20 protein-coding genes and 1 pseudogene are annotated in these 21,801 nt (G+C 61.6%); 16 read left to right on the top strand and 5 right to left on the bottom strand.

Annotated features, from left to right (window positions below):
- Nucleotides 1-21 precede the first annotated feature (21 nt).
- From pyrR to gshB, 5 genes are all read right to left on the bottom strand, one after another.
- Nucleotides 22-525: a bifunctional pyr operon transcriptional regulator/uracil phosphoribosyltransferase PyrR gene (gene pyrR, locus PMI01S_RS23000; protein ID WP_084322407.1), complete on the bottom strand. Its 504-nt coding sequence runs from the start codon at nucleotides 523-525 to the stop codon at nucleotides 22-24.
- 83 nt (nucleotides 526-608) lie between these two features.
- Nucleotides 609-1,046 carry a Holliday junction resolvase RuvX gene (gene ruvX / locus PMI01S_RS22995; protein ID WP_084322405.1) on the bottom strand — a complete coding sequence of 146 codons (438 nt, stop codon included), beginning with the start codon at nucleotides 1,044-1,046 and terminating at the stop codon, nucleotides 609-611.
- The gene (locus PMI01S_RS22990) at nucleotides 1,046-1,618 is read right to left on the bottom strand and encodes a YqgE/AlgH family protein (protein WP_084322404.1); all 573 of its coding nucleotides are present in this window, start codon (nucleotides 1,616-1,618) and stop codon (nucleotides 1,046-1,048) included. The genes ruvX and PMI01S_RS22990 overlap by 1 nt, the downstream gene beginning before the upstream one ends.
- Nucleotides 1,619-1,801: 183 nt before the next feature.
- On the bottom strand, nucleotides 1,802-2,698 hold the full coding sequence (locus PMI01S_RS22985) for an energy transducer TonB (protein WP_084322403.1): 897 nt from the start codon (nucleotides 2,696-2,698) through the stop codon (nucleotides 1,802-1,804).
- Between the two features lie 77 nt (nucleotides 2,699-2,775).
- A complete protein-coding gene (gene gshB, locus PMI01S_RS22980) occupies nucleotides 2,776-3,729 on the bottom strand; it encodes a glutathione synthase (RefSeq protein ID WP_084322402.1) in 954 nt (317 codons plus the stop codon).
- 336 nt (nucleotides 3,730-4,065) lie between these two features.
- On the opposite strand from gshB, the gene pilG reads away from it, so the two are divergent.
- The 16 genes and pseudogenes from pilG to PMI01S_RS31330 all read left to right on the top strand — a co-directional run.
- Nucleotides 4,066-4,470 carry a twitching motility response regulator PilG gene (gene pilG / locus PMI01S_RS22975; RefSeq protein ID WP_027926573.1) on the top strand — a complete coding sequence of 135 codons (405 nt, stop codon included), beginning with the start codon at nucleotides 4,066-4,068 and terminating at the stop codon, nucleotides 4,468-4,470.
- Nucleotides 4,471-4,530: 60 nt separating this feature from the next.
- The gene (gene pilH, locus PMI01S_RS22970) at nucleotides 4,531-4,896 is read left to right on the top strand and encodes a twitching motility response regulator PilH (protein ID WP_008068134.1); all 366 of its coding nucleotides are present in this window, start codon (nucleotides 4,531-4,533) and stop codon (nucleotides 4,894-4,896) included.
- A 10-nt stretch (nucleotides 4,897-4,906) separates the two neighbouring features.
- Nucleotides 4,907-5,455 (top strand): chemotaxis protein CheW, encoded by a 549-nt coding sequence (locus tag PMI01S_RS22965; protein ID WP_084322401.1) that lies wholly within the window; start codon nucleotides 4,907-4,909, stop codon nucleotides 5,453-5,455.
- A 155-nt stretch (nucleotides 5,456-5,610) separates the two neighbouring features.
- Nucleotides 5,611-7,668: a methyl-accepting chemotaxis protein gene (locus PMI01S_RS22960; RefSeq protein ID WP_084322400.1), complete on the top strand. Its 2,058-nt coding sequence runs from the start codon at nucleotides 5,611-5,613 to the stop codon at nucleotides 7,666-7,668.
- Between the two features lie 37 nt (nucleotides 7,669-7,705).
- Nucleotides 7,706-13,711, top strand: a complete 6,006-nt coding sequence (locus PMI01S_RS22955; RefSeq protein ID WP_084322399.1) for an Hpt domain-containing protein — start codon at nucleotides 7,706-7,708, stop codon at nucleotides 13,709-13,711.
- Complete coding sequence (locus PMI01S_RS22950; RefSeq protein WP_084322398.1) at nucleotides 13,704-14,159, top strand: chemotaxis protein CheW; 456 nt, start codon at nucleotides 13,704-13,706, stop codon at nucleotides 14,157-14,159. Before PMI01S_RS22955 ends, PMI01S_RS22950 begins: the two co-directional genes overlap by 8 nt.
- A gap of 147 nt (nucleotides 14,160-14,306) precedes the next feature.
- Nucleotides 14,307-15,977, top strand: a complete 1,671-nt coding sequence (mdcA, locus tag PMI01S_RS22945; RefSeq protein WP_017341260.1) for a malonate decarboxylase subunit alpha — start codon at nucleotides 14,307-14,309, stop codon at nucleotides 15,975-15,977.
- Nucleotides 15,977-16,834: a triphosphoribosyl-dephospho-CoA synthase gene (locus PMI01S_RS22940; protein WP_084322397.1), complete on the top strand. Its 858-nt coding sequence runs from the start codon at nucleotides 15,977-15,979 to the stop codon at nucleotides 16,832-16,834. Before mdcA ends, PMI01S_RS22940 begins: the two co-directional genes overlap by 1 nt.
- Nucleotides 16,834-17,133, top strand: coding sequence for a malonate decarboxylase subunit delta (locus PMI01S_RS22935; protein WP_008026217.1), 300 nt, complete (start codon nucleotides 16,834-16,836; stop codon nucleotides 17,131-17,133). Before PMI01S_RS22940 ends, PMI01S_RS22935 begins: the two co-directional genes overlap by 1 nt.
- Nucleotides 17,126-17,977 (top strand): biotin-independent malonate decarboxylase subunit beta, encoded by an 852-nt coding sequence (locus tag PMI01S_RS22930; RefSeq protein ID WP_084322396.1) that lies wholly within the window; start codon nucleotides 17,126-17,128, stop codon nucleotides 17,975-17,977. Before PMI01S_RS22935 ends, PMI01S_RS22930 begins: the two co-directional genes overlap by 8 nt.
- Nucleotides 17,974-18,777 carry a biotin-independent malonate decarboxylase subunit gamma gene (gene mdcE, locus PMI01S_RS22925; RefSeq protein ID WP_084322395.1) on the top strand — a complete coding sequence of 268 codons (804 nt, stop codon included), beginning with the start codon at nucleotides 17,974-17,976 and terminating at the stop codon, nucleotides 18,775-18,777. Before PMI01S_RS22930 ends, mdcE begins: the two co-directional genes overlap by 4 nt.
- Nucleotides 18,771-19,382: a malonate decarboxylase holo-ACP synthase gene (locus tag PMI01S_RS22920; protein ID WP_084322394.1), complete on the top strand. Its 612-nt coding sequence runs from the start codon at nucleotides 18,771-18,773 to the stop codon at nucleotides 19,380-19,382. The genes mdcE and PMI01S_RS22920 overlap by 7 nt, the downstream gene beginning before the upstream one ends.
- Nucleotides 19,379-20,290 (top strand): malonate decarboxylase subunit epsilon, encoded by a 912-nt coding sequence (gene mdcH, locus PMI01S_RS22915; RefSeq protein WP_084322393.1) that lies wholly within the window; start codon nucleotides 19,379-19,381, stop codon nucleotides 20,288-20,290. Before PMI01S_RS22920 ends, mdcH begins: the two co-directional genes overlap by 4 nt.
- A gap of 65 nt (nucleotides 20,291-20,355) precedes the next feature.
- Complete coding sequence (madL, locus tag PMI01S_RS22910) at nucleotides 20,356-20,748, top strand: malonate transporter subunit MadL (RefSeq protein ID WP_010466888.1); 393 nt, start codon at nucleotides 20,356-20,358, stop codon at nucleotides 20,746-20,748.
- 5 nt (nucleotides 20,749-20,753) lie between these two features.
- Nucleotides 20,754-21,518: a malonate transporter subunit MadM gene (gene madM / locus PMI01S_RS22905; protein ID WP_084322497.1), complete on the top strand. Its 765-nt coding sequence runs from the start codon at nucleotides 20,754-20,756 to the stop codon at nucleotides 21,516-21,518.
- Nucleotides 21,519-21,589: 71 nt separating this feature from the next.
- Nucleotides 21,590-21,769, top strand: a pseudogene (locus tag PMI01S_RS31330) (malonate transporter subunit MadM); the annotation flags it as partial.
- Between the last annotated feature and the right edge of the window lie 32 nt (nucleotides 21,770-21,801).

Below are 21,801 nucleotides of genomic sequence, written 5' to 3'. Positions count from 1 at the left end.
GGGGACTCTCAATAGGGCGAATTAAAGGGCGAGGTCTTGCAGTTCGAGCTTGAGTTCCGGGCCGGACAGTTTCACGCGTTCGTGAGCGGCGAGAGCCAGCGTCGCACCGACGACGTTCGGGCGGATCGGCAGTTCGCCGGCGTCCAGGTCCAGCAGGCACACCAGCGTCACGCTGGCCGGGCGGCCGTAGTCGAAGAGTTCGTTCATCGCCGCGCGGATGGTGCGGCCGCTCATCAGTACGTCGTCGATCAGCACCAGGTCCTGGCCTTCGATCTCGAACGGCAGCGCCGAGGGGCGCACTTGCGGGTGCAGGCCGTTCTGGCTGAAATCGTCCCGGTAGAAGGACACGTCCAGCGTGCCGAGCGGCGCATCGCTGCCCAGTTCCTCGAGCAACGCCTGGGCGACCCAGACGCCACCGGTACGAATACCGATGTACCGCGGTTCGCTGATGCCACGGTGTTCCAGATGTGCCTTGAGACGGATCGCCATCTGGCTGATCAGTTCGGCGGGATTGGGCAGGCTCATGGTTGCTCCTTCTTGGGCCCGAGCCGGGTGGTGCTGGAGGTGGCTCGGGTTGTCGCTATAGAAGAGTCGCTTGTTACGGCTCTTCAGGATTCGAACAGTGCGGTGTTTTCGTCGAGCCAGCCTTGCAGCAGCAGGGCGGCGGCGATGGCGTCGACCGGGTTGTCGCGGTAACTGCCTTTTTGCCCGCCACGATCACGCCGCTCGCCCTTGGCTTCGAAAGTGGTCAGGCGTTCATCGTGGGTATAGAAGGGCAGGTTGTAGCGGCCGTTGAGGCGTCGGGCGAACTTTTCGGCGCGCAGGCACATGTCGCTCGGCGTGCCGTCCATGTTCAGCGGCAGGCCGACGACGACCGCGTCAGGTTTCCACTCTTTAATGAGGGCTTCGACCTGGGTCCAGTCGGGCACACCGTTTTGTGCCTTCAAGGTGCACAGCTCGCGGGCCTGACCGGTAATCACCTGGCCGACTGCCACGCCGATCTGTTTGGTGCCGTAGTCGAACCCCAGGATCAGGCGCAGGGCCATCAGGCGTGCCCCGCTTGGCTGGTGAGCAGGCTGAGGTTGACGCCGAGGTGTTTGGCCGCCGCTTCGAGGCGCAGTTCGCTGCTGGTGTTGAACAGGATATCGGCGTCGAACGGGCAGGTGAGCCAGGCGTTCTGCGCCAGTTCGGCCTCAAGCTGCCCGGCTTCCCAGCCGGCATAACCCAGGGTGATCACACTCTTGGCCGGGCCCACGCCATCGGCGATGGCGAACAGCACATCCTGGGACGTCGAGAGGGACAGGTCGCCTTCCAGATCAACGGTCGCCTGAAACTTCTTGCCCGACGGATGCAGGACAAAACCGCGATCAGTCTGCACCGGCCCCCCGATGAAAATCGGCACATGCTGGCAGAGCAGCGGTGGTTCGATATCGGGGCGCAATTGCTCGAGGATATCGGCCAGGTTGAGGTCTTGCGGACGGTTGACCACCAGCCCCATGGCACCATTGGCCGTGTGCTCGACGATGTAGGTCAAGGTGTGCGCAAAGTTCGGGTCGGCCATGTGAGGCATGGCGATCAGGAAATGATGCTTGAGGTAGCTGGGGCTGACGTTCTTCATGAGCGCTAGTGTGGCGTTGGAGGGGCGAACTGACAAGCTGGGGAATCAATGTTTGCTTGAGATTGATCGATGGCTTGCAGGATCAAACAGAGGCAATACAGTCCTGTAGGAGCCGGCTTGCTGGCGATGGCGCCCTTGAGATTGCTATCGCCAGCAAGCCGGCTCCTACAGGTCATATGTCAGTCAGTTGCTTGAGAGGCGGTCGCCGCGGGCGAATTTCCAGGTGCGGATGATCTCCAGTCGGTCGATGTCCGACAAATCCCCGGTAAACGGCGAAAAAGGCGCCGCCAGCCTTACGATCCGCTGCGCTGCCTGATCCAGCAGCGGTTGCCCGGACGACTCCAGCACCAGCACTTCATACAGCGAACCGTCGCGGTTGATCGAAACCATCAAGCGCAAATTGCCGTAGATCTGCTTGCGCCGCGCTTCGTCGGGGTAATTGAGGTTGCCGATGCGCTCGACCTTCTTGCGCCATTCGTCCTTGTACCAGGCGCCCTTGTCTCTCATGGTCGAGGCGGCGCTCAGGCGGTGGATACGCGGGCGCTTGGCGTACAACTGTTGTTCGTTGGCCAGTTCCGCTTCCAGGCTGGCGATGTCGCTGGACAGCTGTTCACTGTCGAACGTTGGCGCCGCGACAGCGGGTTTGGTCACGGGCTTGGGTTCTTCGGTCTTGGCCGCGGCTTTTTTCGGTTTCGGTGCGACAGTGGTCACGGCAGCCTTGGGCGGCGCCTGCACTTCAGGCTTGGCCGCCGGCGGAGGCGTGACTTTCTGCACCTTGTTGTCCTGGAACGGCGCGACCTCGGTGGTCTTGGGAATCGCCTTTTTATCCAGGGTGCCGCTGCCTTCCTGATTTTCCTGGGCGAGGAAATCGGCCTTCGTTGGCTTCTTTTCGCTTTTGAAGGTGGCGAGGGTGATTTCCAGGGTTTTGCTGATTTGCTTGGGTTCGACCATCGTGAAGCCGACGCCCAACAGCAAGGCCAAGTGGATCAGTGTCGCGAGAAACAGGGTAAATCCGAGGCGATCGGCCGGGCGCACGCCACGGTGGGCGAGTTCTGCGGGCAGATCGGACGGAAGTGTCATGACAAGAAAACCAACATCGCGTTTTTCACAGGCCGCGCATGATAACGCAATGTTGGTCGTACCTTGGCTGTTCTATATCAACGAGCCTTGAGCTTCTGATCGATGGCATCCATCAGCATCCCGCCGATGTCCGTGCCGAACGCATTATCAATCTCGCGAATGCAGGTCGGGCTGGTGACGTTGATTTCCGTCAGGTGCTCGCCAATCACGTCCAGGCCTACGAACAGCAAGCCTTTCTCGCGCAGGGTCGGGCCGACTTGCGCGGCGATCCAGCGGTCTTTCTCGGTCAGCGGACGGGCTTCGCCACGACCACCGGCCGCGAGGTTGCCACGGGTTTCGCCGGCCGCCGGAATCCGCGCCAGGCAATAATCCACTGGCTCGCCGTCGATCATCAGGATGCGCTTGTCGCCATCGATGATCGCTGGCAGGTAACCCTGGATCATGATCTGCTGCTTGCCGTGCAAGGTCAGGGTTTCGAGAATCACCGACAGGTTCGGGTGGCCGGCGGTGTGACGGAAGATCGAAGAGCCGCCCATTCCGTCCAGCGGCTTGAGGATCACGTCGCCGTGATGATCGGCGAACTCGCGCAACACGTCCGGGCGACGGCTGACGATGGTCGGCGGCGTGCACTGCGGGAACAGCGTGGCGAACAGTTTCTCGTTGCAGTCACGCAGGCTCTGCGGCTTGTTGACCACCAGCACGCCGGCGCGCTCGGCCTGCTCCAGCAGGTAAGTGGAGTAGACGAATTCCATGTCGAAAGGCGGATCCTTGCGCATCAGGATCACGTCCAGATCGCTCAGCAGCGCGTCGGTCTCGGCTTCGAGTTCGAACCATTTTTCCGGGTTGGCGAAGACTTTCAGCGGCCGCATCCGCGCGCGCGCTTCACCTTCGGCCTGATACAAATCGCCCTGTTCCATATAGAACAGTTCCCAGCCGCGCTTCTGTGCGGCCAGCAGCATGGCCAGCGAGCTATCCTTTTTATAGGAGATGCTGGCGATAGGATCCATGACAATCCCGACGCGAACGCTCATGGGTTTTTCCTCGAAATTTGGAGAGATTATGCAGGAGCGAGCTTGCTCGCGATGGACTTCAAGGCATCGCGGTTATCCAGCGAATACGCGTCACCGTTGACGACCATCGCGAGCGGGCCTGGCTCCTGCAAGGGACCGTATAAAAGTGGCGTCAGAGTGGCGCCGAGTGTGTTCCCGGTCAAGGAAAAACCACCGCGCCAGTCCCCCGATAGATTGCATTTGGAGACTGTGCTAAAAAGGCTGCCATATCGTTCTGGCCCTTAAACATCAAGGGTTTCGAGCCTCCGGTTATCGCAAACGGACAATTTGATTCGCAAAGGCGACGGTAGAGCATTTATGGACCAGCATTCCAGCGCCTTGAAGGTCATGGTGATCGACGATTCGAAGACGATTCGCCGCACCGCCGAAACGCTGCTGAAGAACGTGGGGTGTGAGGTCATCACGGCCATCGACGGTTTCGATGCCTTGGCCAAGATTGCCGACAATCATCCCGGCATCATTTTCGTCGACATCATGATGCCGCGTCTGGATGGCTATCAGACCTGCGCCTTGATCAAGAACAACAGTGCGTTCAAGTCCACGCCGGTGATCATGCTGTCGTCCAAGGACGGGCTGTTCGACAAGGCCAAGGGGCGCATCGTCGGTTCCGACCAGTTTTTGACCAAACCTTTCAGCAAGGAAGAACTGCTGAACGCGATCCAGGCCCATGTACCGGGCTTCGCCGCCGTTCTGCCGCAGTAGGACACGCACAGTGACGCTCGGCCAGCGGGCCCGGCGTCGACAAGAAGAATGGGGAAAACCATGGCACGAATTCTGATCGTCGATGATTCGCCGACTGAAATGTACAAACTGACCGGCATGCTGGAAAAGCACGGTCATGAAGTATTGAAAGCCGAAAACGGTGCCGACGGCGTGGCGCTCGCCCGCCAGGAAAAACCCGACGCCGTGCTGATGGACATCGTCATGCCTGGCCTCAACGGTTTCCAGGCGACCCGCCAGCTGACCAAAGACCCGGAAACCGGGCACATCCCGGTGATCATCATCACCACCAAGGATCAGGAAACCGACAAGGTCTGGGGCACGCGCCAGGGCGCGAAGGATTACCTGACCAAACCGGTCGACGAAGAGACCCTGATCAAAACCTTGAACAACGTGCTGGCCGGTTGATCGTCCTGCCATGACCGAGTCGCTGACGGCTTTCGAACTGCTGCTGCAGATCGACCAGCGCTGTCGCCTGCTGGCGGCGGATCTGCCCTCCCAGCCGACCCGGCAGCATGGCTGGAGCGGCATCGGTTTTCGCCTGGGCGAGCACTGGTACGTCGCCCCCATGGGCGAGGTCAGCGAAGTCCTGCACGAACCGCGGTTCACGCAGCTGCCGGGGGTCAAACCCTGGGTCAAGGGTGTGGCCAACCTGCGCGGGCGCTTGCTGCCGATGATGGATTTGTGCGCCTTCTTTTCAGATAAAGAGCTTGCCCACGAGTTGTCGGCGGTGCGCAAACAGCGGCGGGTGCTGGTGGTGGAGCATAACGACGTGTTTGCCGGGTTGATGGTCGATGAAGTTTTCGGCCTTCAGCACTTTGCCCAGGACAGCCTGGAACCGGCAGAGGCGTTGAGTGGCCCGATTGCACCGTTCATCAAAGGCCGGTTTCGGCGTGAGCAGAGTTGGCAGGTGTTCAGCCCGTTTGCGTTGGCGCAGTCACAAAGCTTTATGCACGTAGCGCTGTAGCTGGTTCGACACCAACCGAATGTGGGAGCGGGCTTGCTCGCGATAGCGGTGGGTCAGTCAGCATCAATGTTGAATGAATGACCGCATTCGCGAGCAAGCCCGCTCCCGCAGGGGATTATGGTGGGTTCTAAAGGTGCGATAACAGGCGAGGACCGATGATAAAAGCAAAAACAGGCAAGCCAGAAGGGTCGCGCAGCCGGTCGCAGATCATCGCGCTGTTCATCGCGTTGATTGTTTTCATCATGCTGCTGTTCGCCAACTTCGCTTACCTCAACACTCAAGCCACGTACGATAAACAGTACATCGGCCACGCCGGCGAGCTGCGCGTGCTGTCCCAGCGTATTGCCAAGAACGCCACCGAAGCCGCCGCCGGCAAGGCTGCCGCGTTCAAGTTGCTCAGCGATGCGCGCAACGATTTCGCCCAGCGCTGGGGCTATCTGAAGAAAGGCGACCCTTCCACCGGCCTGCCACCAGCCCCGGCCACCGTGCGCCCGGAAATGCGCGCCGTGCAGATGGACTGGGAACGCCTGCTGAAAAACACCGACGCCATCCTCTCCAGTGAACAGACGGTGTTGTCGCTGCATCAAGTCGCCGCCACCCTCGCTGAAACCGTGCCGCAATTGCAGGTCGAGTACGAAAAAGTCGTCGAAATCCTTCTGCAGCGAGGGGCGCCGGCCGCTCAGGTCGCGATGGCCCAGCGTCAGTCGCTGTTGGCCGAGCGGATTCTCGGCGCAGTCAACACCGTGCTGTCCGGTGACGAAAGCTCGCAACAGGCCGCCGACGCTTTCGGTCGCGACGCTGCGCGTTTCGGCCAGGTGCTCACAGGCATGCTGCAGGGCAATCCGGCGCTGAAAGTCAGCCAGGTCGAAGACCACGATGCCCGCGCCCGGTTGGTCGAGATTTCCGAGCTGTTCGAATTCGTCTCCGGTTCGGTGGATGAAATCCTCGAAACCTCACCGGAGCTGTTCAAGGTCCGCGAATCGGCGACCAACATTTTTAGCTTGTCGCAAACCCTGCTCGATGAAGCCTCGCACCTGGCCACCGGGTTCGAAAATCTCGCGGGCGGGCGCGATACGGACACCATTGGCGGCTACGTGCTGGGGCTGGCGGCGCTGATGTCGATCATCCTGATTGGCCTGGTGATGGTTCGCGAAACCAATCGCCAGTTGCGCGAGACCGCTGAAAAGAACGAACGCAACCAGAACGCGATCATGCGCCTGCTCGATGAAATCGAAGACCTGGCGGACGGCGACCTGACCGTAACGGCGTCGGTAACCGAAGACTTCACCGGGACCATCGCCGATTCGATCAACTATTCCGTGGATCAGCTGCGCGATCTGGTAGCCACGATCAACCTCACCGCGGGCCAGGTCGCCGCCGCCGTGCAGGAAACACAAGCCACCGCCATGCACCTGGCGCAGGCCTCGGAACATCAGGCGCAACAGATCAGCGAAGCCTCCACCGCGATCAACGACATGGCGCAGTCCATCGATCAGGTCTCGGCCAACGCCGCCGAATCTTCGGCAGTCGCCGAGCGCTCCGTGGAAATCGCCAACAAGGGCAATGAAGTGGTGCACAACACCATCCACGGCATGGACAATATCCGCGAGCAGATTCAGGACACCGCCAAACGCATCAAGCGCCTGGGTGAGTCTTCGCAGGAAATCGGCGACATTGTCAGCCTTATTGATGACATTGCCGACCAGACCAACATCCTCGCGCTCAACGCGGCAATCCAGGCTTCCATGGCCGGTGACGCCGGGCGCGGTTTTGCGGTGGTGGCCGACGAGGTGCAACGGCTGGCAGAACGCTCGTCCGCCGCGACCCGGCAGATCGAAACCCTGGTGCGGGCGATTCAGGCCGACACCAACGAAGCGGTCATTTCCATGGAGCAGACCACCACCGAGGTCGTGCGTGGCGCGCGTTTGGCGCAGGATGCCGGTGTGGCCCTGGAAGAAATCGAAGGCGTATCGAAAACCCTCGCGGCGCTGATCCAGAGCATCTCCAACGCCGCCCAGCAACAGACGTCTTCGGCCGGGCAGATTTCTCTGACGATGAACGTGATCCAGCAGATCACCACGCAAACGTCGTCCGGCTCCACGGCCACTGCCGAGAGCATCGGCAACCTGGCGAAGATGGCCAGCCAGTTGCGGCGCTCGGTGTCCGGTTTCACCTTGCCGGCCGCCAAGGCGCAAACTGTAGATAAAGTGTGAAGTGCCCACGGGCGTTCGAACGATGAACGGAGCAGTTATGGGTGATCGGCACGACTATGTGGCCCTGGAGTGGGTCAAAGGCGAGATTGCCGAAACGCTGAAAGTGGCTCACCAGGCGATTGAAACGTTGCTTGATGACCCTCAGGCAACGCACGCCCTCAGTGAATGCCTGGCGTGCATCCATCAGGTTCACGGCAGTTTGCAGATGGTCGAGTTTTACGGCGCGGCACTGCTCGCCGAAGAAATGGAGCAACTGACCGCCGCCTTGCAGCAAAACCGCGTCATTCATCGCGACGAGGCCATTCACCTGTTGCTGCAAGCGATCGGTCAGTTGCCGATCTATCTCGACCGCGTGCAAGGCGCGCGCCGCGACCTGCCGCTGGTGGTGCTGCCGTTGATCAACGATCTGCGCAGCGCCCGTGGCGAAAGCCTGTTGTCGGAAACCAGCCTCTTCACCCCGCAATTGCCGGACCTGCCACCGCTCAATGAAGAATCACTGGCGCTGCTGGAACCGGCAGACCTGCCGAATGTGCTGCGCAAATTGCGCCAGATGTTGCAGATGGCCCTGCTCGGATTGCTGCGCGAACAGGATGACGACACCCACCTCGGTTACCTGGCCAAGGTGTTTTCACGCCTCGAAGGGCTGTGTGGCAACGCGCCCCTGAGCCCGTTGTGGCAAGTCGCTTCGGCGCTGGTCGAAGGCATGCGCGGCGGCTCGATCGCCAACAGCCCGGCCCTGCGCAGCTTGTTCAAGGACGCCGACAAAGAGCTCAAGCGCCTGCTCGAACAGGGCATGTCCGCGATCAATCAGCCGGCGCCGCCGGAGTTGCTCAAGAGTTTGCTGTTCTACATTGCCAAGACCGAACACCCCACCGGGCAGATGCTGACCATGAAAGATCGCTATGGATTGGACGACGCGCTGCCTGACAGCGCGATGGTCGACGAAGAACCGGTGCGGCTGGCGGGTCCTGACCGCGACGCCATGCGCTCGGTACTGGCGGCGCTGTGCGAAGAGCTGGTGCGGGTCAAGGAACGCCTGGACCTGTTCGTGCGCAGCGACCGTCAGCACACCTCGGACCTCGAAAGCCTGCTCGCGCCGCTGCGACAGATCGCCGATACCCTGGCGGTGCTCGGATTCGGCCAGCCGCGCAAAGTCATCATCGATCAATTGGCGGTGGTGCTGAGCCTTGCCCAAGGCCAGCGCGAACCCAACGATGCGATCCTCATGGACGTCGCCGGGGCGTTGCTTTACGTCGAGGCGACGCTGGCCGGCATGGTCGGCACCGTGGAGCCGGAAAGCCAGGAAGACAGCCGACTGCCGACCACCGACCTGACGCAGATCCACCAGATCGTGATCAAGGAAGCGCGCATCTGCCTGCAGCAGGCCAAGGACATGATTGTCGATTACATCGACGCCGATTGGGACCGTCAGCACTTGCAACCGTTGCCGGACTTGCTGACCCAGGTGCGCGGTGCGCTGGCGATGATTCCGCTGAGCCGGGCAGCGAGCCTGATCGACGCCTGCAACCATTTCATCCGCGAGCATTTGCTGCTGGACCCGGACCAGCCTGGCTGGCAGGAACTGGACAGCCTGGCCGACGTCATCACCAGCATCGAGTATTACCTTGAGCGCCTCAGCGACGATCCCGAAGCGGCCGGCGAACAGCTGCTCGATGTCGCGGAAAAAAGCCTGGCGTCACTGGGTTTTTTCCCCAGCGAACACAATGTGCCGGTGCTTGAAGACGTGCTCACCCCGAGTGAAGCGCAGGTCATGCAGGGTCTGCAGGAACTGGACGATCCGGAGGTCGTCCAGACCTTGGCCGATGTGCTGGCCAACCCGGTATCTGCCGTGAACCCGCCCGCGCTGAACACCCCGGGCAGCCTGTTGCCGCCGCCGGTGGGCGAAGCGCCGGTGGACGACGAGCTGCGCGAAGTCTTCCTTGAAGAAACCGATGAAGTCCTGGACATCCTTCGCGAATACCTGCCGCGCTGGTTGGCCTATCCCGACAACACGGCGGCCTTGAGCGAATTGCGCCGGGCGTTCCACACGCTCAAGGGCAGTGGTCGCATGGTTCGCGCCTTGGTGCTGGGCGAGTTGGCGTGGGCCATGGAAAACCTGCTCAACCGCGTGCTGGAGCACAGCGTCGAGCCCGGCCAGGCCGTGCAACAATTGCTCGGCGACGTGCTGAACCTGCTGCCGGAACTGGTGGCCGAATTTGCCGACAATGCCCAGCGCCAGCGCAACGATGTCGACCAATTGGCCGCACGCGCCCATGCCCTCGCCAAGGGTGACGAGCCTTTGTCCGATGAAGACGTGCAAGACGTCGCGGCCCTCGATCCGCTGTTGCTGGAGATCTTCCGCAACGAAGCCGAAACCCATCTGGCCAGCCTCAACCGCTTCCTCGAACAGGCCGCCGAACATGTGCCGTTGCAGGCCAGCGACGAGTTGCAACGGGCGCTGCACACCCTCAAGGGCAGCGCCTCGATGGCCGGCGTCTTGCCGATTGCCGAGCTGGCGACGCCGCTGGATCACCTGGCCCGTGAGTACAAGGCACACCTGATTGCCCTGGACCTCGACGAGGTCGAACTGCTGCTGGAAGCCGAAGGCGTGTTCCGCGTCGGGCTGCGTCAGCTCAAGGCCGATCCGCTGGCCGAGATTCCCGGCGCCCGTTCATTGATCGAGAGAACCCAGGCGCTGCTGGCCGAGCGTCTGGACGCGCTGTCGAGCACGCCGAGCGCGGCACTTCGAACCAAGCGCGATCCGCAGTTGATCAACAACTTCCTGGCCCAGGGCATGGACATCCTGCTGGACGCCGAAAGCCTGTTGCAGCGCTGGCAGCAGCACCCCGGCGAACGTCAGGAACTCAGTGCGCTGCTGGACGAATTGACCACCCTTGGCGAAGGGGCGCATCTGGCGGATCTGCATCCGGTGGATGAGTTGTGCGAAGCCTTGCTGGATCTTTATGGTGCCGTGGAAGAAAGTAGCCTCGCCGTCAGCGACCGGTTTTTCCACGAGGCGCAAAGTGCTCACGAAGCGCTGATCAACATGCTCGACGAACTGGCAGCCGGTCAGGAAGTGAGCCCGCAACCGGAGCGCATCCGGGCCTTGCGCGGCTTGCTCGACGAGAGCCTCGACCCGGCCGCCATGGGCCTGATTCGCAGTGACGGCAGCCGCACCCTGAGCATCCGCGAACTGGGTGATGCCACCGCCGAATTGGCACAGACCGTTGTAGGAGCCGGCTTACTGGCGATGGACTCACAGGCGCCGCGTTTATCCGATGAAAACGCGTCATCGTTAACGACCATCGCAAGCAAGCCCGCTCCTGCAGAGGACCGTGTTGTTGAGCTGGACGACGAGATCGTATCGATCTTCCTCGAAGAGGCGGTGGACATCCTCGAGAGCGCCGGCCAGGCCTTGCAACGCTGGCTGAATGACCCGGAAAACGCCGCGCCGCTGTTGTCGTTGCAGCGAGATTTGCACACGCTCAAGGGCGGTGCGCGGATGGCCGAGGTCGAGCCGGTCGGTGACCTCGCCCATGAGTTGGAAAACCTTTACGAAGGCCTTGTCGATCGGCGTTACAGCCACAGCGAAGCGCTGGCGCACCTGCTGCAACAAAGCCATGAGCGACTGGCTCAACTGCTTGAACAGTTGCAGAACCAGAAGCCGCTGGGTGATCCGGGCGAACTGATCGAGGCCATTCGCGAGTTCCGCCAGGGCAACGCCAACGCGCCTGAAGCCGCTGAAGCTGCACGGGCCGAGGATTCGCCGGGGCATGATCCGGAACTACTGGAAATCTTCCTCGAGGAAGGTTTCGACATCATCGAAAACTCCGGCGCGGCGCTGGTGCGCTGGCAGGCCGAACCGTCCAATCGGCAGGAAATGGAAACCCTGCTGCGCGACCTGCACACCCTCAAGGGCGGTGCGCGGATGGTGGAAATCGGCCCGATTGGCGACCTCGCCCATGAACTGGAATTTCTCTACGAAGGTTTGTCCGCCGGCTCGCTGAAACCGACGGCGGCGCTGTTCGGGCTGTTGCAAAGCAGCCATGACCGACTGGCGCAAATGCTCGACGCCACCCGCGCCGGTCAACCGTTGCCGCCGGCCGATCGGTTGATCGACGCGATCCGCAACTTCAGCCATCCGCAGGTGCCGGAAGCGCCGGTTGCCGCACCGGTTGCACCCAAGGCCGAGCCGCTTGCGCCACAAGTCGATGCCGGTGTCGACATGGTCAAGGTCTCGGCAGAACTGCTCGACGACCTGGTCAACCTGGCTGGGGAAACCTCGATCTTCCGTGGCCGCATCGAACAGCAGGTCAACGATGCGCGTGTAGCGTTGAACGAGATGGAAACCACCATCGAGCGTATGCGCGATCAATTGCGCCGGCTTGATACCGAAACCCAGGGCCGGATTCTCAGCCGTCAGCAAGTCGACGCCGAGCGTTCGGGCTACGAAGAATTCGACCCGTTGGAGATGGATCGCCACTCGCAGTTGCAGCAACTGTCGCGGGCGCTGTTCGAATCCGCCTCTGACTTGCTCGACCTCAAGGAAACCCTCGACCGGCGCAACCAGGACGCGGAGAACCTGCTGCAACAGCAGGGGCGCATCAACACCGAATTGCAGGAAGGCCTGATGCGTACGCGCATGGTGCCGTTCGAGCGGATGTTGCCGCGCTTGAAGCGCATTGTCCGTCAGGTCTCCAGCGAGTTGGGCAAGGACGTGGAATTCGTCGTCGGCAACGCCGAAGGCGAGATGGATCGCAACGTCCTTGAGCGCATGGCCGCGCCGCTGGAGCACATGCTGCGCAACGCCGTCGACCATGGCCTGGAATCGGCAGAAGTGCGCATCGCAGCGGGTAAACCGGCGCAAGGGCGGATCACCCTCGACCTGTTGCGCGAGGGTGGCGACATCATTTTCGACATCCGCGACGACGGCGCCGGCGTGCCGCTGGACGCGGTGCGGCGCAAGGCGATCAAGCGCGGTTTGCTGGCCCCGGACAGCGACATCAGCGACCGCGACGTGCTGCAATTCATCCTGCAACCGGGGTTCTCCACGGCCGAAAAAATCACTCAGATTTCCGGGCGCGGTGTGGGCATGGACGTGGTTCATGAAGAAGTCCGGCAACTCGGTGGCACGATGAGCATCGACTCTGTGCCGGGGCAGGGCGTGCATTTTCGCATTCGCCTGCCGTTCACCGTGTCGGTCAACCGGGCGCTGATGGTGCAGTGCTTTGATGACCAGTATGCGATCCCGCTGAACACCATCGACGGTATCGTGCGGGTGCTGCCCAACGAACTCGAAGGGCATTACCGACTCGATCCGCCGACCTACAAATACGCCGGGCAGGTCTATGAGTTGTGCTACCTCGGCGAACTGCTGAAAACCAGCACCCGCCCGAAACTGCTGGGCCAAAGCCTGCCGCTGCCGGTGTTGCTGGTGCAATGCAACGAACGGCACATCGCGGTGCAGGTCGATTCGATGGCCGGCACCCGGGAGATCGTGGTGAAAAGCCTCGGCCCGCAATTTGCGGCAGTGCAGGGCTTGTCCGGCGCGACGATCCTCGGCGATGGCCGGGTGGTGCTGATTCTCGATTTGCTGGCGCCGATCCGCGCGATGCAGGCGCGGGTGCCGCAACAACCGCTGAGGCAGGACGCAGAATCCGAGCCGCACAAGCCGTTGCTGGTGATGGTGGTCGACGACTCGGTCACCGTGCGCAAGGTCACCAGCCGTTTGCTCGAACGCCACGGCATGAACGTGCTGACGGCCAAGGACGGTGTCGATGCCATGTTGCTGCTGGAAGAACACATGCCGGACCTGATGCTGCTGGACATTGAAATGCCGCGCATGGACGGTTTCGAAGTGGCGACTCAAGTGCGTGCGGACGAACGTTTGCAGCACTTGCCGATCATCATGATCACCTCGCGTACCGGCCAGAAACACCGCGACCGCGCCATGGCCATCGGCGTCAACGACTACCTCGGCAAGCCGTACCAGGAGTCGGTGCTGCTTGAAAGCATCGCTTTGTGGAGCAAAACCCATGCTTGAGCATCGCACCAGCAACCTCACCGGGCTGCTGCTGCCCCTGGCTGACCGCAATCTGATTTTGCCCAATGTGGCGGTTGCGGAGCTGATCGACTATCAGCCGGGAGCCTTCGACCTCGACACGCCGCCCTGGTATCTCGGGCGGGTGACGTGGCGGGAGCGGCAGATTCCGTTGCTGAGTTTTGAGTCGGCGTGCGGCAACAAAATCGTGATTGGCGAGCGGGCGAGGATTGTCATTCTCAATGCGTTGGGCGGCCGGCCGGAGCTGAAGTTTATTGCGTTGCTGGTGCAGGGGATTCCGCGGTCGTACAAGCTCGACAGTCAATTGAGCTATGTCGATGTGCCGTTGTGTGCGCTGGAAAAGGCAGCGGTGCAAGTGGGGGACCAAGTGGCCAAGGTGCCGGATTTGCTGGCGCTGGAGGAGTTGCTTGTGAGTGCCGCGCTAGTCTGACGGGCCCCTGTGGTGAGGGGGCAGCCCCCTCGCCACAGGGGTAATCAACCATTACCCTGACCGTAACGATCCGTCTCTCTGCTTGATTGATGCTCCCACCCAACACTCCTAAGGTGACCCCCACGACAGCGAACCCGTGGAGTGGTCATGACAACAACAATATCCCCCGACTCGCGATGGACGCGGCGGCGCAGCGAAAAGCAGCGGCGTCTCGAGTTGGTCAAGGGCCTGGCCGACGGTGTGGTCCTGCCCACCGACAACATCGTGGCGGCGCTCGAAGCGTTGATCCTGCCCGGCGACCGTGTGGTGCTGGAGGGCAACAACCAGAAGCAGGCGGATTTCCTTTCCCGCTCACTGGCAAAAGCCGATCCGACAAAGCTCCACGACCTGCACATGATCATGCCCAGCGTCGGGCGTTCCGAACACCTGGACCTGTTTGAGCGCGGCATCGCCCGCAAGCTCGACTTTTCCTTCGCCGGCACCCAGAGCCTGCGCATCAGCCAGTTGCTGGAAGATGGCCTGCTGGAAATCGGCGCGATCCACACCTACATCGAGCTCTACGCACGGCTGGTGGTGGACCTGATTCCCAACGTCGTGCTCTCGGCCGGTTTCATGGCCGACCGCGCCGGCAACATCTACACCGGCCCCAGCACCGAAGACACGCCGGCGCTGATCGAACCGGCGGCGTTCAGCGACGGTATCGTCATTGTTCAGGTCAATCAGTTGGTGGACGACGTCACTGACCTGCCACGCGTCGACATCCCCGCCTCCTGGGTCGATTTCGTCGTAGTGGCGGACAAGCCGTTCTACATCGAACCGCTGTTCACCCGCGACCCACGCCACATCAAGCCTGTGCACGTGCTGATGGCGATGATGGCGATCCGCGGGATCTACGAAAAACACAACGTCCAGTCGCTGAACCACGGCATCGGCTTCAATACCGCCGCTATCGAACTGATCCTGCCGACCTACGGCGAATCCCTCGGCCTCAAAGGCAAGATCTGCCGCAACTGGACGCTCAATCCGCACCCGACCCTGATTCCTGCCATCGAAAGCGGCTGGGTTGAAAGCGTGCATTGCTTCGGCACCGAACTGGGCATGGAAAACTACATCGCCGCGCGGCCGGACGTGTTCTTCACCGGGCGCGACGGCTCGCTGCGCTCCAACCGAATGTTCAGCCAACTGGCCGGGCAATACGCGGTGGACCTGTTCATCGGTGCGACCCTGCAAGTCGATGGCGACGGCCATTCCTCCACCGTGACCCGCGGACGCCTGGCCGGTTTCGGTGGCGCGCCGAACATGGGCCACGACCCGCGTGGTCGCCGCCACGGCACCCCGGCCTGGCTCGACATGCGCCACGGCGACGCGCCGGAGCCCTTGCTTGAACGCGGCAAAAAACTCGTGGTGCAAATGGTCGAGACCTTCCAGGAGGGCGGCAAACCGACCTTCGTCGAAACCCTCGACGCGATTGAAGTGGCGAAGAAAAGTGGCATGCCGCTGGCGCCGATCATGATCTACGGCGACGACGTTACCCACCTGCTGACCGAAGAAGGCATCGCCTATCTGTACAAGGCGCGTTCGCTGGAAGAACGCCAGGCAATGATCGCCGCGGTCGCCGGCGTGACCGTCATCGGCTTGCGTCACAACCCGAAAGACACCGCACGCATGCGCCGCGAAGGGTTGATTGCCTTGCCCGAAGACCTCGGTATCCGTCGCACCGACGCCACCCGCGAATTGCTCGCCGCCAAAAGCGTGGCTGATCTGGTCGAGTGGTCCGGTGGCCTCTACAACCCGCCCGCCAAATTCAGGAGCTGGTAATGCACGCCTTCAACCTGCAACCGAAAACCTTAACCCTGGCCGAACGGCTGGCGGACCTGGCGGTGGACGCGCTGATCGACGAAGCGGATTTGTCGCCGAAACCGGCGCTGGTCGATCGTCGCGGTAATGGCGCGCATACCGATTTGCACCTTGGGCTGATGCACGCTTCGGCGTTGTCGTTGTGGCCGGCGTTCAAGGAAATGGCGCAAGCGGCCATTGAGTTTGGCGAGGTCGGCGTGCCGCTGCGTGAAGCCATCGGGCGGATGGGGCGAGAAGGGGAGCAAGCGATGCTCGTCACCACTGGCGGTGTGAACACTCATCGCGGGGCGATCTGGGCCTTGGGGCTTTTGGTCACGGCCTGCGCGCTTGAGCCAGAATCCAGTGAGGCAGGCTCGATTGCTTTGCGCGCTGCACGCCTCGCGTTACTCGAAGACCGTTACGCGCCACGTCCACTCAGCCACGGCGCCCAAGTCGCCCAACGCTACGGCGCCCGCGGTGCCCGTGAAGAAGCGCAGTTGGGCTTTCCTTCAGTGGTGCAACGGGCGTTGCCACAACTCAAGCGCAGCCGTGCCGTTGGCCATGGCGAGCAGAACGCCCGGCTCGATGCCTTGCTGGCGATCATGACGACCCTGGCTGACACCTGCGTGCTCTACCGCGCCGGCGAACACGGCTTGCACACCATGCAACTCGGCGCCCAAGCGGTCCTCGACGCTGGCGGCAGTGCCAGCCTCGCCGGTCGCCGCCGTTTGCACGAGCTGGACGATCAATTAATCGCATTGAATGCGTCGCCCGGCGGTGCAGCGGATTTGCTCGCCGCCTGCCTGTTTATCGACCGCATCGAGTCCGGAGCCTTCTGATGGAAACCTTATCCTTTGAATTCCCCGCCGGGCAGCCGCCACGTGGCCGTACCCTGGTGGGCTGTGTCGGTTCTGGCGATCTGGAAGTGCTGATCGAACCGGGTCAGGCCGGCAAATTGACGATCAAGGTACAGACCTCGGTCAATGGTGCCGAGCAACGCTGGCAGCATCTGTTTGCGCGGATGTTCGACGGCCAGACTCCGCCAGCGATGGCCATTGATATCCACGATTTCGGCGCGACACCGGGTGTGGTGCGCTTGCGTCTGGAACAAGGCTTCGAGGAAATCGGCCATGACTGACAGTGCACAGCTCCTCCACAAACATAGCTTCGTCGAACTCGGCGCCCGGCAACGGGCAAAAGCCTTGCTTGACGCCGGCACCTTCCGCGAATTGCTCGACCCGTTTCAACGCGTCATGTCGCCATGGCTGTCGCGCCAGGGCGTGGTGCCGCAAGCCGATGACGGCGTGGTGATTGCCAAGGGCAGCATCGGCGGTTTGCCGGTGGTCATTGCCGCCATCGAAGGCGCGTTTCAGGGTGGCAGCCTCGGTGAAGTCGGTGGGGCGAAGATCGCTGGCGCACTGGAACTGGCCGCCGAAGACAACCGCAACGGCACTCCAACCCGCGCCGTATTGCTGCTGGAAACCGGTGGCGTGCGGTTGCAGGAAGCCAACCTCGGGCTGGCGGCGATTGCCGATATTCATGCAGCGATTGTCGATCTGCGCCAGTACCAACCGGTTGTTGGTGTAGTAGCCGGCAGCGTTGGCTGTTTTGGCGGGATGTCGATCGCCGCCGGGTTATGCAGCTATTTGCTGGTGACCCAGGAAGCGCGCCTTGGCCTGAACGGGCCACAAGTGATCGAACAGGAAGCCGGGCTTGAGGAGTACGACTCCCGCGACCGTCCTTTCATCTGGAGCCTGACCGGTGGCGAGCAACGTTTTGCCAGCGGTTTGGTGGATCGCTTTGTCGCTGACGACGTGGCGCAGATTCAGCAGCAGGTCAGTGAATTGCTGCAACAGGGCTTGCCGGCGCAACAACGCAGTCGTCAGGCCGACCTGTTCCTGCAACGGCTGGCCCGACTGGATGCCGAACCGCAAATCGATCCGGCGACGGTTCGCGAACTGTATCAAGGAGAGCGCTCATGAGTTCGTATTCCCTGAGAGGTTTGAGCTGGTTCAACGCCTTGAGCGATGGCGCGAAACCGGTCGAGGGTTTGCCCGCTTCGTTGAAGGTGGCCGACGGTGTGTTGGGTGATCAGCCTGTCCGGTTCATCGCGGTGGTGGCTGATCCCGACAACCGTTTTGTCCGCGCCCGCAATGGCGAGGTCGGTCTGCTTGAGGGCTGGGGCTTGGCCAAGGCGGTGGATGACGTGATCACGGCTGACGTTGATAAACCGCACAAGCGCGCCTTGATCGCGATCATCGATGTGCCGAGTCAGGCCTACGGTCGGCGCGAAGAAGCACTCGGTATTCATCAGGCTTTGGCGGGTGCGGCGGACAGCTATGCCCGTGCCCGATTGGCTGGCCACGCGGTGATCGGTTTGCTGGTGGGCAAGGCGATGTCCGGGGCGTTTCTGGCGCACGGGTATCAGGCCAATCGCCTGATTGCCCTGCGTGATCCCGGCGTGATGGTGCATGCGATGGGCAAGGCTTCAGCGGCGCGGGTGACGTTGCGCAGCGTCGAAGAGCTGGAAGCACTGGCCGCCAGCGTGCCACCGATGGCGTATGACATCGACAGCTATGCCAGCCTGGGTTTGCTTTGGGAAACCTTGCCGGTGGAGCAGATCGAGCAGCCAACATCAGCGGATCTGGCGCGGGTGACTGAATGCCTGGGCCTGGCGATTGGCGATGTTGGCGCAAGCGGCCGCGATTTGAGCAGTCGCTTGGGCGCGAGCAATCGCGCAGCATCGAGCAAGGTGCGCGAACTGCTGAGAGCGCAGTGGTGAATACGTTTCTGGCCCACGACCTGCTGTGGGGGATGACCCCGGAGCAGTTGCCTGTGGATGCGCCTGCATGGGTCTCTGAGTCGATCAGCGCGGGGCAGCCAGTGGTGGTTCGGCGCGCGCTGAGTGCGCCGGATCACATCGCGGTCGGGGTGCGTGGGCGGCTGCGTGAGCAGCGCTTTGCAACGGTGATGTCGATCGATGTGATCTCGCGTCGGGTTAAACCGGAAGACCTTTGCCATGTTTCGATTGATCGGGATGTGCCGGCCGTTCACGCCCTCAATCAACTGCGGCCAATGCTGGATGATTGTGGTTGGGTGTGGGGTGTCAGCGGCAGTGCCGGGTTTGAATTGGCCAGTGGTTTTCAGGCTTTGCATGCGCGCAGCGACCTCGACTTGATCCTGCGCGCGCCACAACCGCTCGACCGGTTAAAGGCGCAGGCGCTGGTGAGGATTCTGGACACGGCTGCGTGCCAGGTAGACATGCAGCTGCAGACACCTTTCGGCGCCATCGCCCTTCGCGAATGGGCCGGTCCTGCCCGCCGGGTTTTGCTGAAAAACGCCCGTGAAGCTTGCCTGGTCATTGATCCGTGGGAGCAGGCAGCATGAGCAGCTTGCTGGTGTTCCCGGGCCAAGGCGCGCAGCAGCCGGGCATGCTCCATCGTTTGCCTTGCGAAGCAGTGGTCGAGGCGAGTGACGTGCTTGGCGAAGACGCGTTGCTGCTGGATTCGGTCGAGGCATTGAAGTCGACACGGGCCGTTCAGCTTTGTCTGTTGATTGCCGGCGTCGCAGCTTCACGCCAGTTATCCATGGCGCCGGATTACGTGGCGGGATTGTCCATCGGCGCCTACCCGGCAGCGGTGGTAGCGGGTGCCTTGAGTTTCAGCGATGCGCTGCATCTGGTCAGCCTGCGCGGTGAGCTGATGCAGCAGGCTTATCCACAGGGCTACGGCATGACCGCGATCATCGGTCTCGATTTGTCCACAGTGGAAAGTTTGCTGGCGCAGGTTCATAGCGCCGATACGCCGGTTTACCTGGCCAATATCAATGCTGATAACCAGGTGGTCATTGCCGGAAGCGATGCTGCAATGAAGTCGGTTGCCGAATTGGCGAAAGGTCGCGGTGCCGGTCTGACCAAACGCCTGGCCGTAAGCGTGCCGTCGCACTGTCCTTTATTGGACGCGCCCGCTAAAACCCTGGCAGGAGCCTTCGCCAACGTGCAATTGAAAATCCCGACAGTGGGCTACCTGAGCGGCAGCCGCGCTCGGCCCGTCACTAACATTGAAGCCTTGCGCGATGACCTGGCCTTCAACATGTGCCGTGTGGTGGATTGGCGCGGCACGGTACAAAGCGCCTACGAGCGCGGCGTACGTCTACAGATCGAACTGCCACCCGGAGCGGTGCTGACCGGGCTGGCGCGCCGGGTGTTCGAGCAGGGCACCGTCATTGCCTTCGACGGTGCGCGACTCGATACCTTGCAGGCGCTGTTGCGTGAGGAGGGAAGCCGCCAACTTTAGACCTCCGACTCAGGCCTTCGAACAACAAAAACAACATTCGACGATGCACTTTGAGGACAACAACAATGATTATTTATGGTGTGGCGTTTCTCGCCTTTTGTACCCTGGTGGGTATTTTTGTCGGCGAACTGCTCGGCAAGCTGATTGGCGTACCGGCCAACGTTGGCGGTGTAGGTATTGCGATGCTGCTGTTGATCGGCCTCGGCAGTTACCTGAATAAAAGTGGTTGGTTCAAAGGCAAGACAGAGCAGGGCGTGGAGTTCTGGAGCGCAATTTACATCCCGATCGTCGTCGCGATGGCGGCGCAACAAAACGTCTATGGCGCACTCAAGGGTGGGCCGATGGCAATTCTGGCGGGGACGGCAGCGGTGGTTATCGCCTTTGCCTTGGTGCCGGTGCTGGTACGCATCGGCAACAAGGAGCCCGCCTCGGTCATTCCTCCGAAGACGGTAGGGTGATCGCCATGTACGAATCGATGATGAAGGTAATTACCGGTTACGGCCTGATCAGCGGCTTTCTGATTGTCGGCGTGACCATGTGGGTGTCCTACTGGATTTCCAATACATTCACAAAAGGTCGCCTGCACGGCTCGGCCATCGCCATTCTGCTTGGGTTGTTGTTGTCTTATATCGGGGGCGCGCTGACCGGTGGCCAGAAAGGCGTGGTGGACATTCCGTTGTTGTCGGGCATCGGCCTGCTGGGCGGCGCCATGTTGCGTGATTTCGCGATTGTCGCCACGGCGTTCGGTGTCAGTGTCGATGAGCTCAAGCGTGCCGGTTTTGTCGGGGTGCTGGCGTTGTTCGTCGGCGTCGGGACATCGTTCATAGCCGGTGTCGCGGTGGCGATGGCGTTCGGTTACACCGATGCGGTGAGCTTGACTACCATCGGCGCGGGCGCGGTGACGTACATCGTCGGTCCGGTAACCGGGGCAGCGATTGGTGCGAGTTCCGAGGTCATGGCGCTGTCGATTGCGGCGGGGTTGATCAAAGCCATTCTGGTGATGGTGATGACGCCGTTCGTGGCACCGATGATCGGGCTGAACAACCCGCGCAGTGCGGTGATTTTCGGCGGTTTGATGGGCACCTCGAGCGGTGTGGCCGGCGGTTTGGCCGCCACAGATCCGAAACTGGTGCCGTATGGTTGCCTGACGGCGGCGTTCTACACCGCGTTAGGGTGTTTGCTTGGGCCATCGCTGTTGTATCTGATCATGCGCGGGTTGATGGGCTGACATTTTCTGACACCTTCGCGGACAAGCCCCACACATTGGAATGCATTCTCCTGTGTGCGGGCTTGCTCGCGAAATCCGCGATGCGACCTCAAGGGTTGGCCGGGACGGTGAGTGGTGTGACGGCCGGGTTGGCAGCGACGGATCGGCGGTTGGTGCCTTATGGCGCGTTGACCGCGACGTTTCATACCGGGCTTGGGTGCTTGCTTGGGCCTTCGTTGTTGTACTTCGTTGTTCGCGGGATTGTTGGTTAGTTCGGGATTTTTAGCGTTTATATAGACGCCAT

The organism is Pseudomonas migulae NBRC 103157 (assembly GCF_002091715.1).
In the GTDB taxonomy this organism is placed as follows: Bacteria; Pseudomonadota; Gammaproteobacteria; order Pseudomonadales; family Pseudomonadaceae; genus Aquipseudomonas; species Aquipseudomonas migulae_A.
This window is presented reverse-complemented; position numbering and strand designations above follow the sequence as displayed.

Excerpts from the sequence above, each read along its gene's own strand:
- pyrR (WP_084322407.1), bottom strand. The coding sequence starts at position 525 with ATGAGCCTGCCCAATCCCGCCGAACTGATCAGCCAGATGGCGATCCGT.
- ruvX (WP_084322405.1), bottom strand. The coding sequence starts at position 1,046 with ATGGCCCTGCGCCTGATCCTGGGGTTCGACTACGGCACCAAACAGATC.
- PMI01S_RS22990 (WP_084322404.1), bottom strand. The coding sequence starts at position 1,618 with ATGAAGAACGTCAGCCCCAGCTACCTCAAGCATCATTTCCTGATCGCC.
- PMI01S_RS22985 (WP_084322403.1), bottom strand. The coding sequence starts at position 2,698 with ATGACACTTCCGTCCGATCTGCCCGCAGAACTCGCCCACCGTGGCGTG.
- gshB (WP_084322402.1), bottom strand. The coding sequence starts at position 3,729 with ATGAGCGTTCGCGTCGGGATTGTCATGGATCCTATCGCCAGCATCTCC.
- pilG (WP_027926573.1), top strand. The coding sequence starts at position 4,066 with ATGGACCAGCATTCCAGCGCCTTGAAGGTCATGGTGATCGACGATTCG.
- pilH (WP_008068134.1), top strand. The coding sequence starts at position 4,531 with ATGGCACGAATTCTGATCGTCGATGATTCGCCGACTGAAATGTACAAA.
- PMI01S_RS22965 (WP_084322401.1), top strand. The coding sequence starts at position 4,907 with ATGACCGAGTCGCTGACGGCTTTCGAACTGCTGCTGCAGATCGACCAG.
- PMI01S_RS22960 (WP_084322400.1), top strand. The coding sequence starts at position 5,611 with ATGATAAAAGCAAAAACAGGCAAGCCAGAAGGGTCGCGCAGCCGGTCG.
- PMI01S_RS22955 (WP_084322399.1), top strand. The coding sequence starts at position 7,706 with ATGGGTGATCGGCACGACTATGTGGCCCTGGAGTGGGTCAAAGGCGAG.
- PMI01S_RS22950 (WP_084322398.1), top strand. The coding sequence starts at position 13,704 with ATGCTTGAGCATCGCACCAGCAACCTCACCGGGCTGCTGCTGCCCCTG.
- mdcA (WP_017341260.1), top strand. The coding sequence starts at position 14,307 with ATGACAACAACAATATCCCCCGACTCGCGATGGACGCGGCGGCGCAGC.
- PMI01S_RS22940 (WP_084322397.1), top strand. The coding sequence starts at position 15,977 with ATGCACGCCTTCAACCTGCAACCGAAAACCTTAACCCTGGCCGAACGG.
- PMI01S_RS22935 (WP_008026217.1), top strand. The coding sequence starts at position 16,834 with ATGGAAACCTTATCCTTTGAATTCCCCGCCGGGCAGCCGCCACGTGGC.
- PMI01S_RS22930 (WP_084322396.1), top strand. The coding sequence starts at position 17,126 with ATGACTGACAGTGCACAGCTCCTCCACAAACATAGCTTCGTCGAACTC.
- mdcE (WP_084322395.1), top strand. The coding sequence starts at position 17,974 with ATGAGTTCGTATTCCCTGAGAGGTTTGAGCTGGTTCAACGCCTTGAGC.
- mdcH (WP_084322393.1), top strand. The coding sequence starts at position 19,379 with ATGAGCAGCTTGCTGGTGTTCCCGGGCCAAGGCGCGCAGCAGCCGGGC.
- madL (WP_010466888.1), top strand. The coding sequence starts at position 20,356 with ATGATTATTTATGGTGTGGCGTTTCTCGCCTTTTGTACCCTGGTGGGT.
- madM (WP_084322497.1), top strand. The coding sequence starts at position 20,754 with ATGTACGAATCGATGATGAAGGTAATTACCGGTTACGGCCTGATCAGC.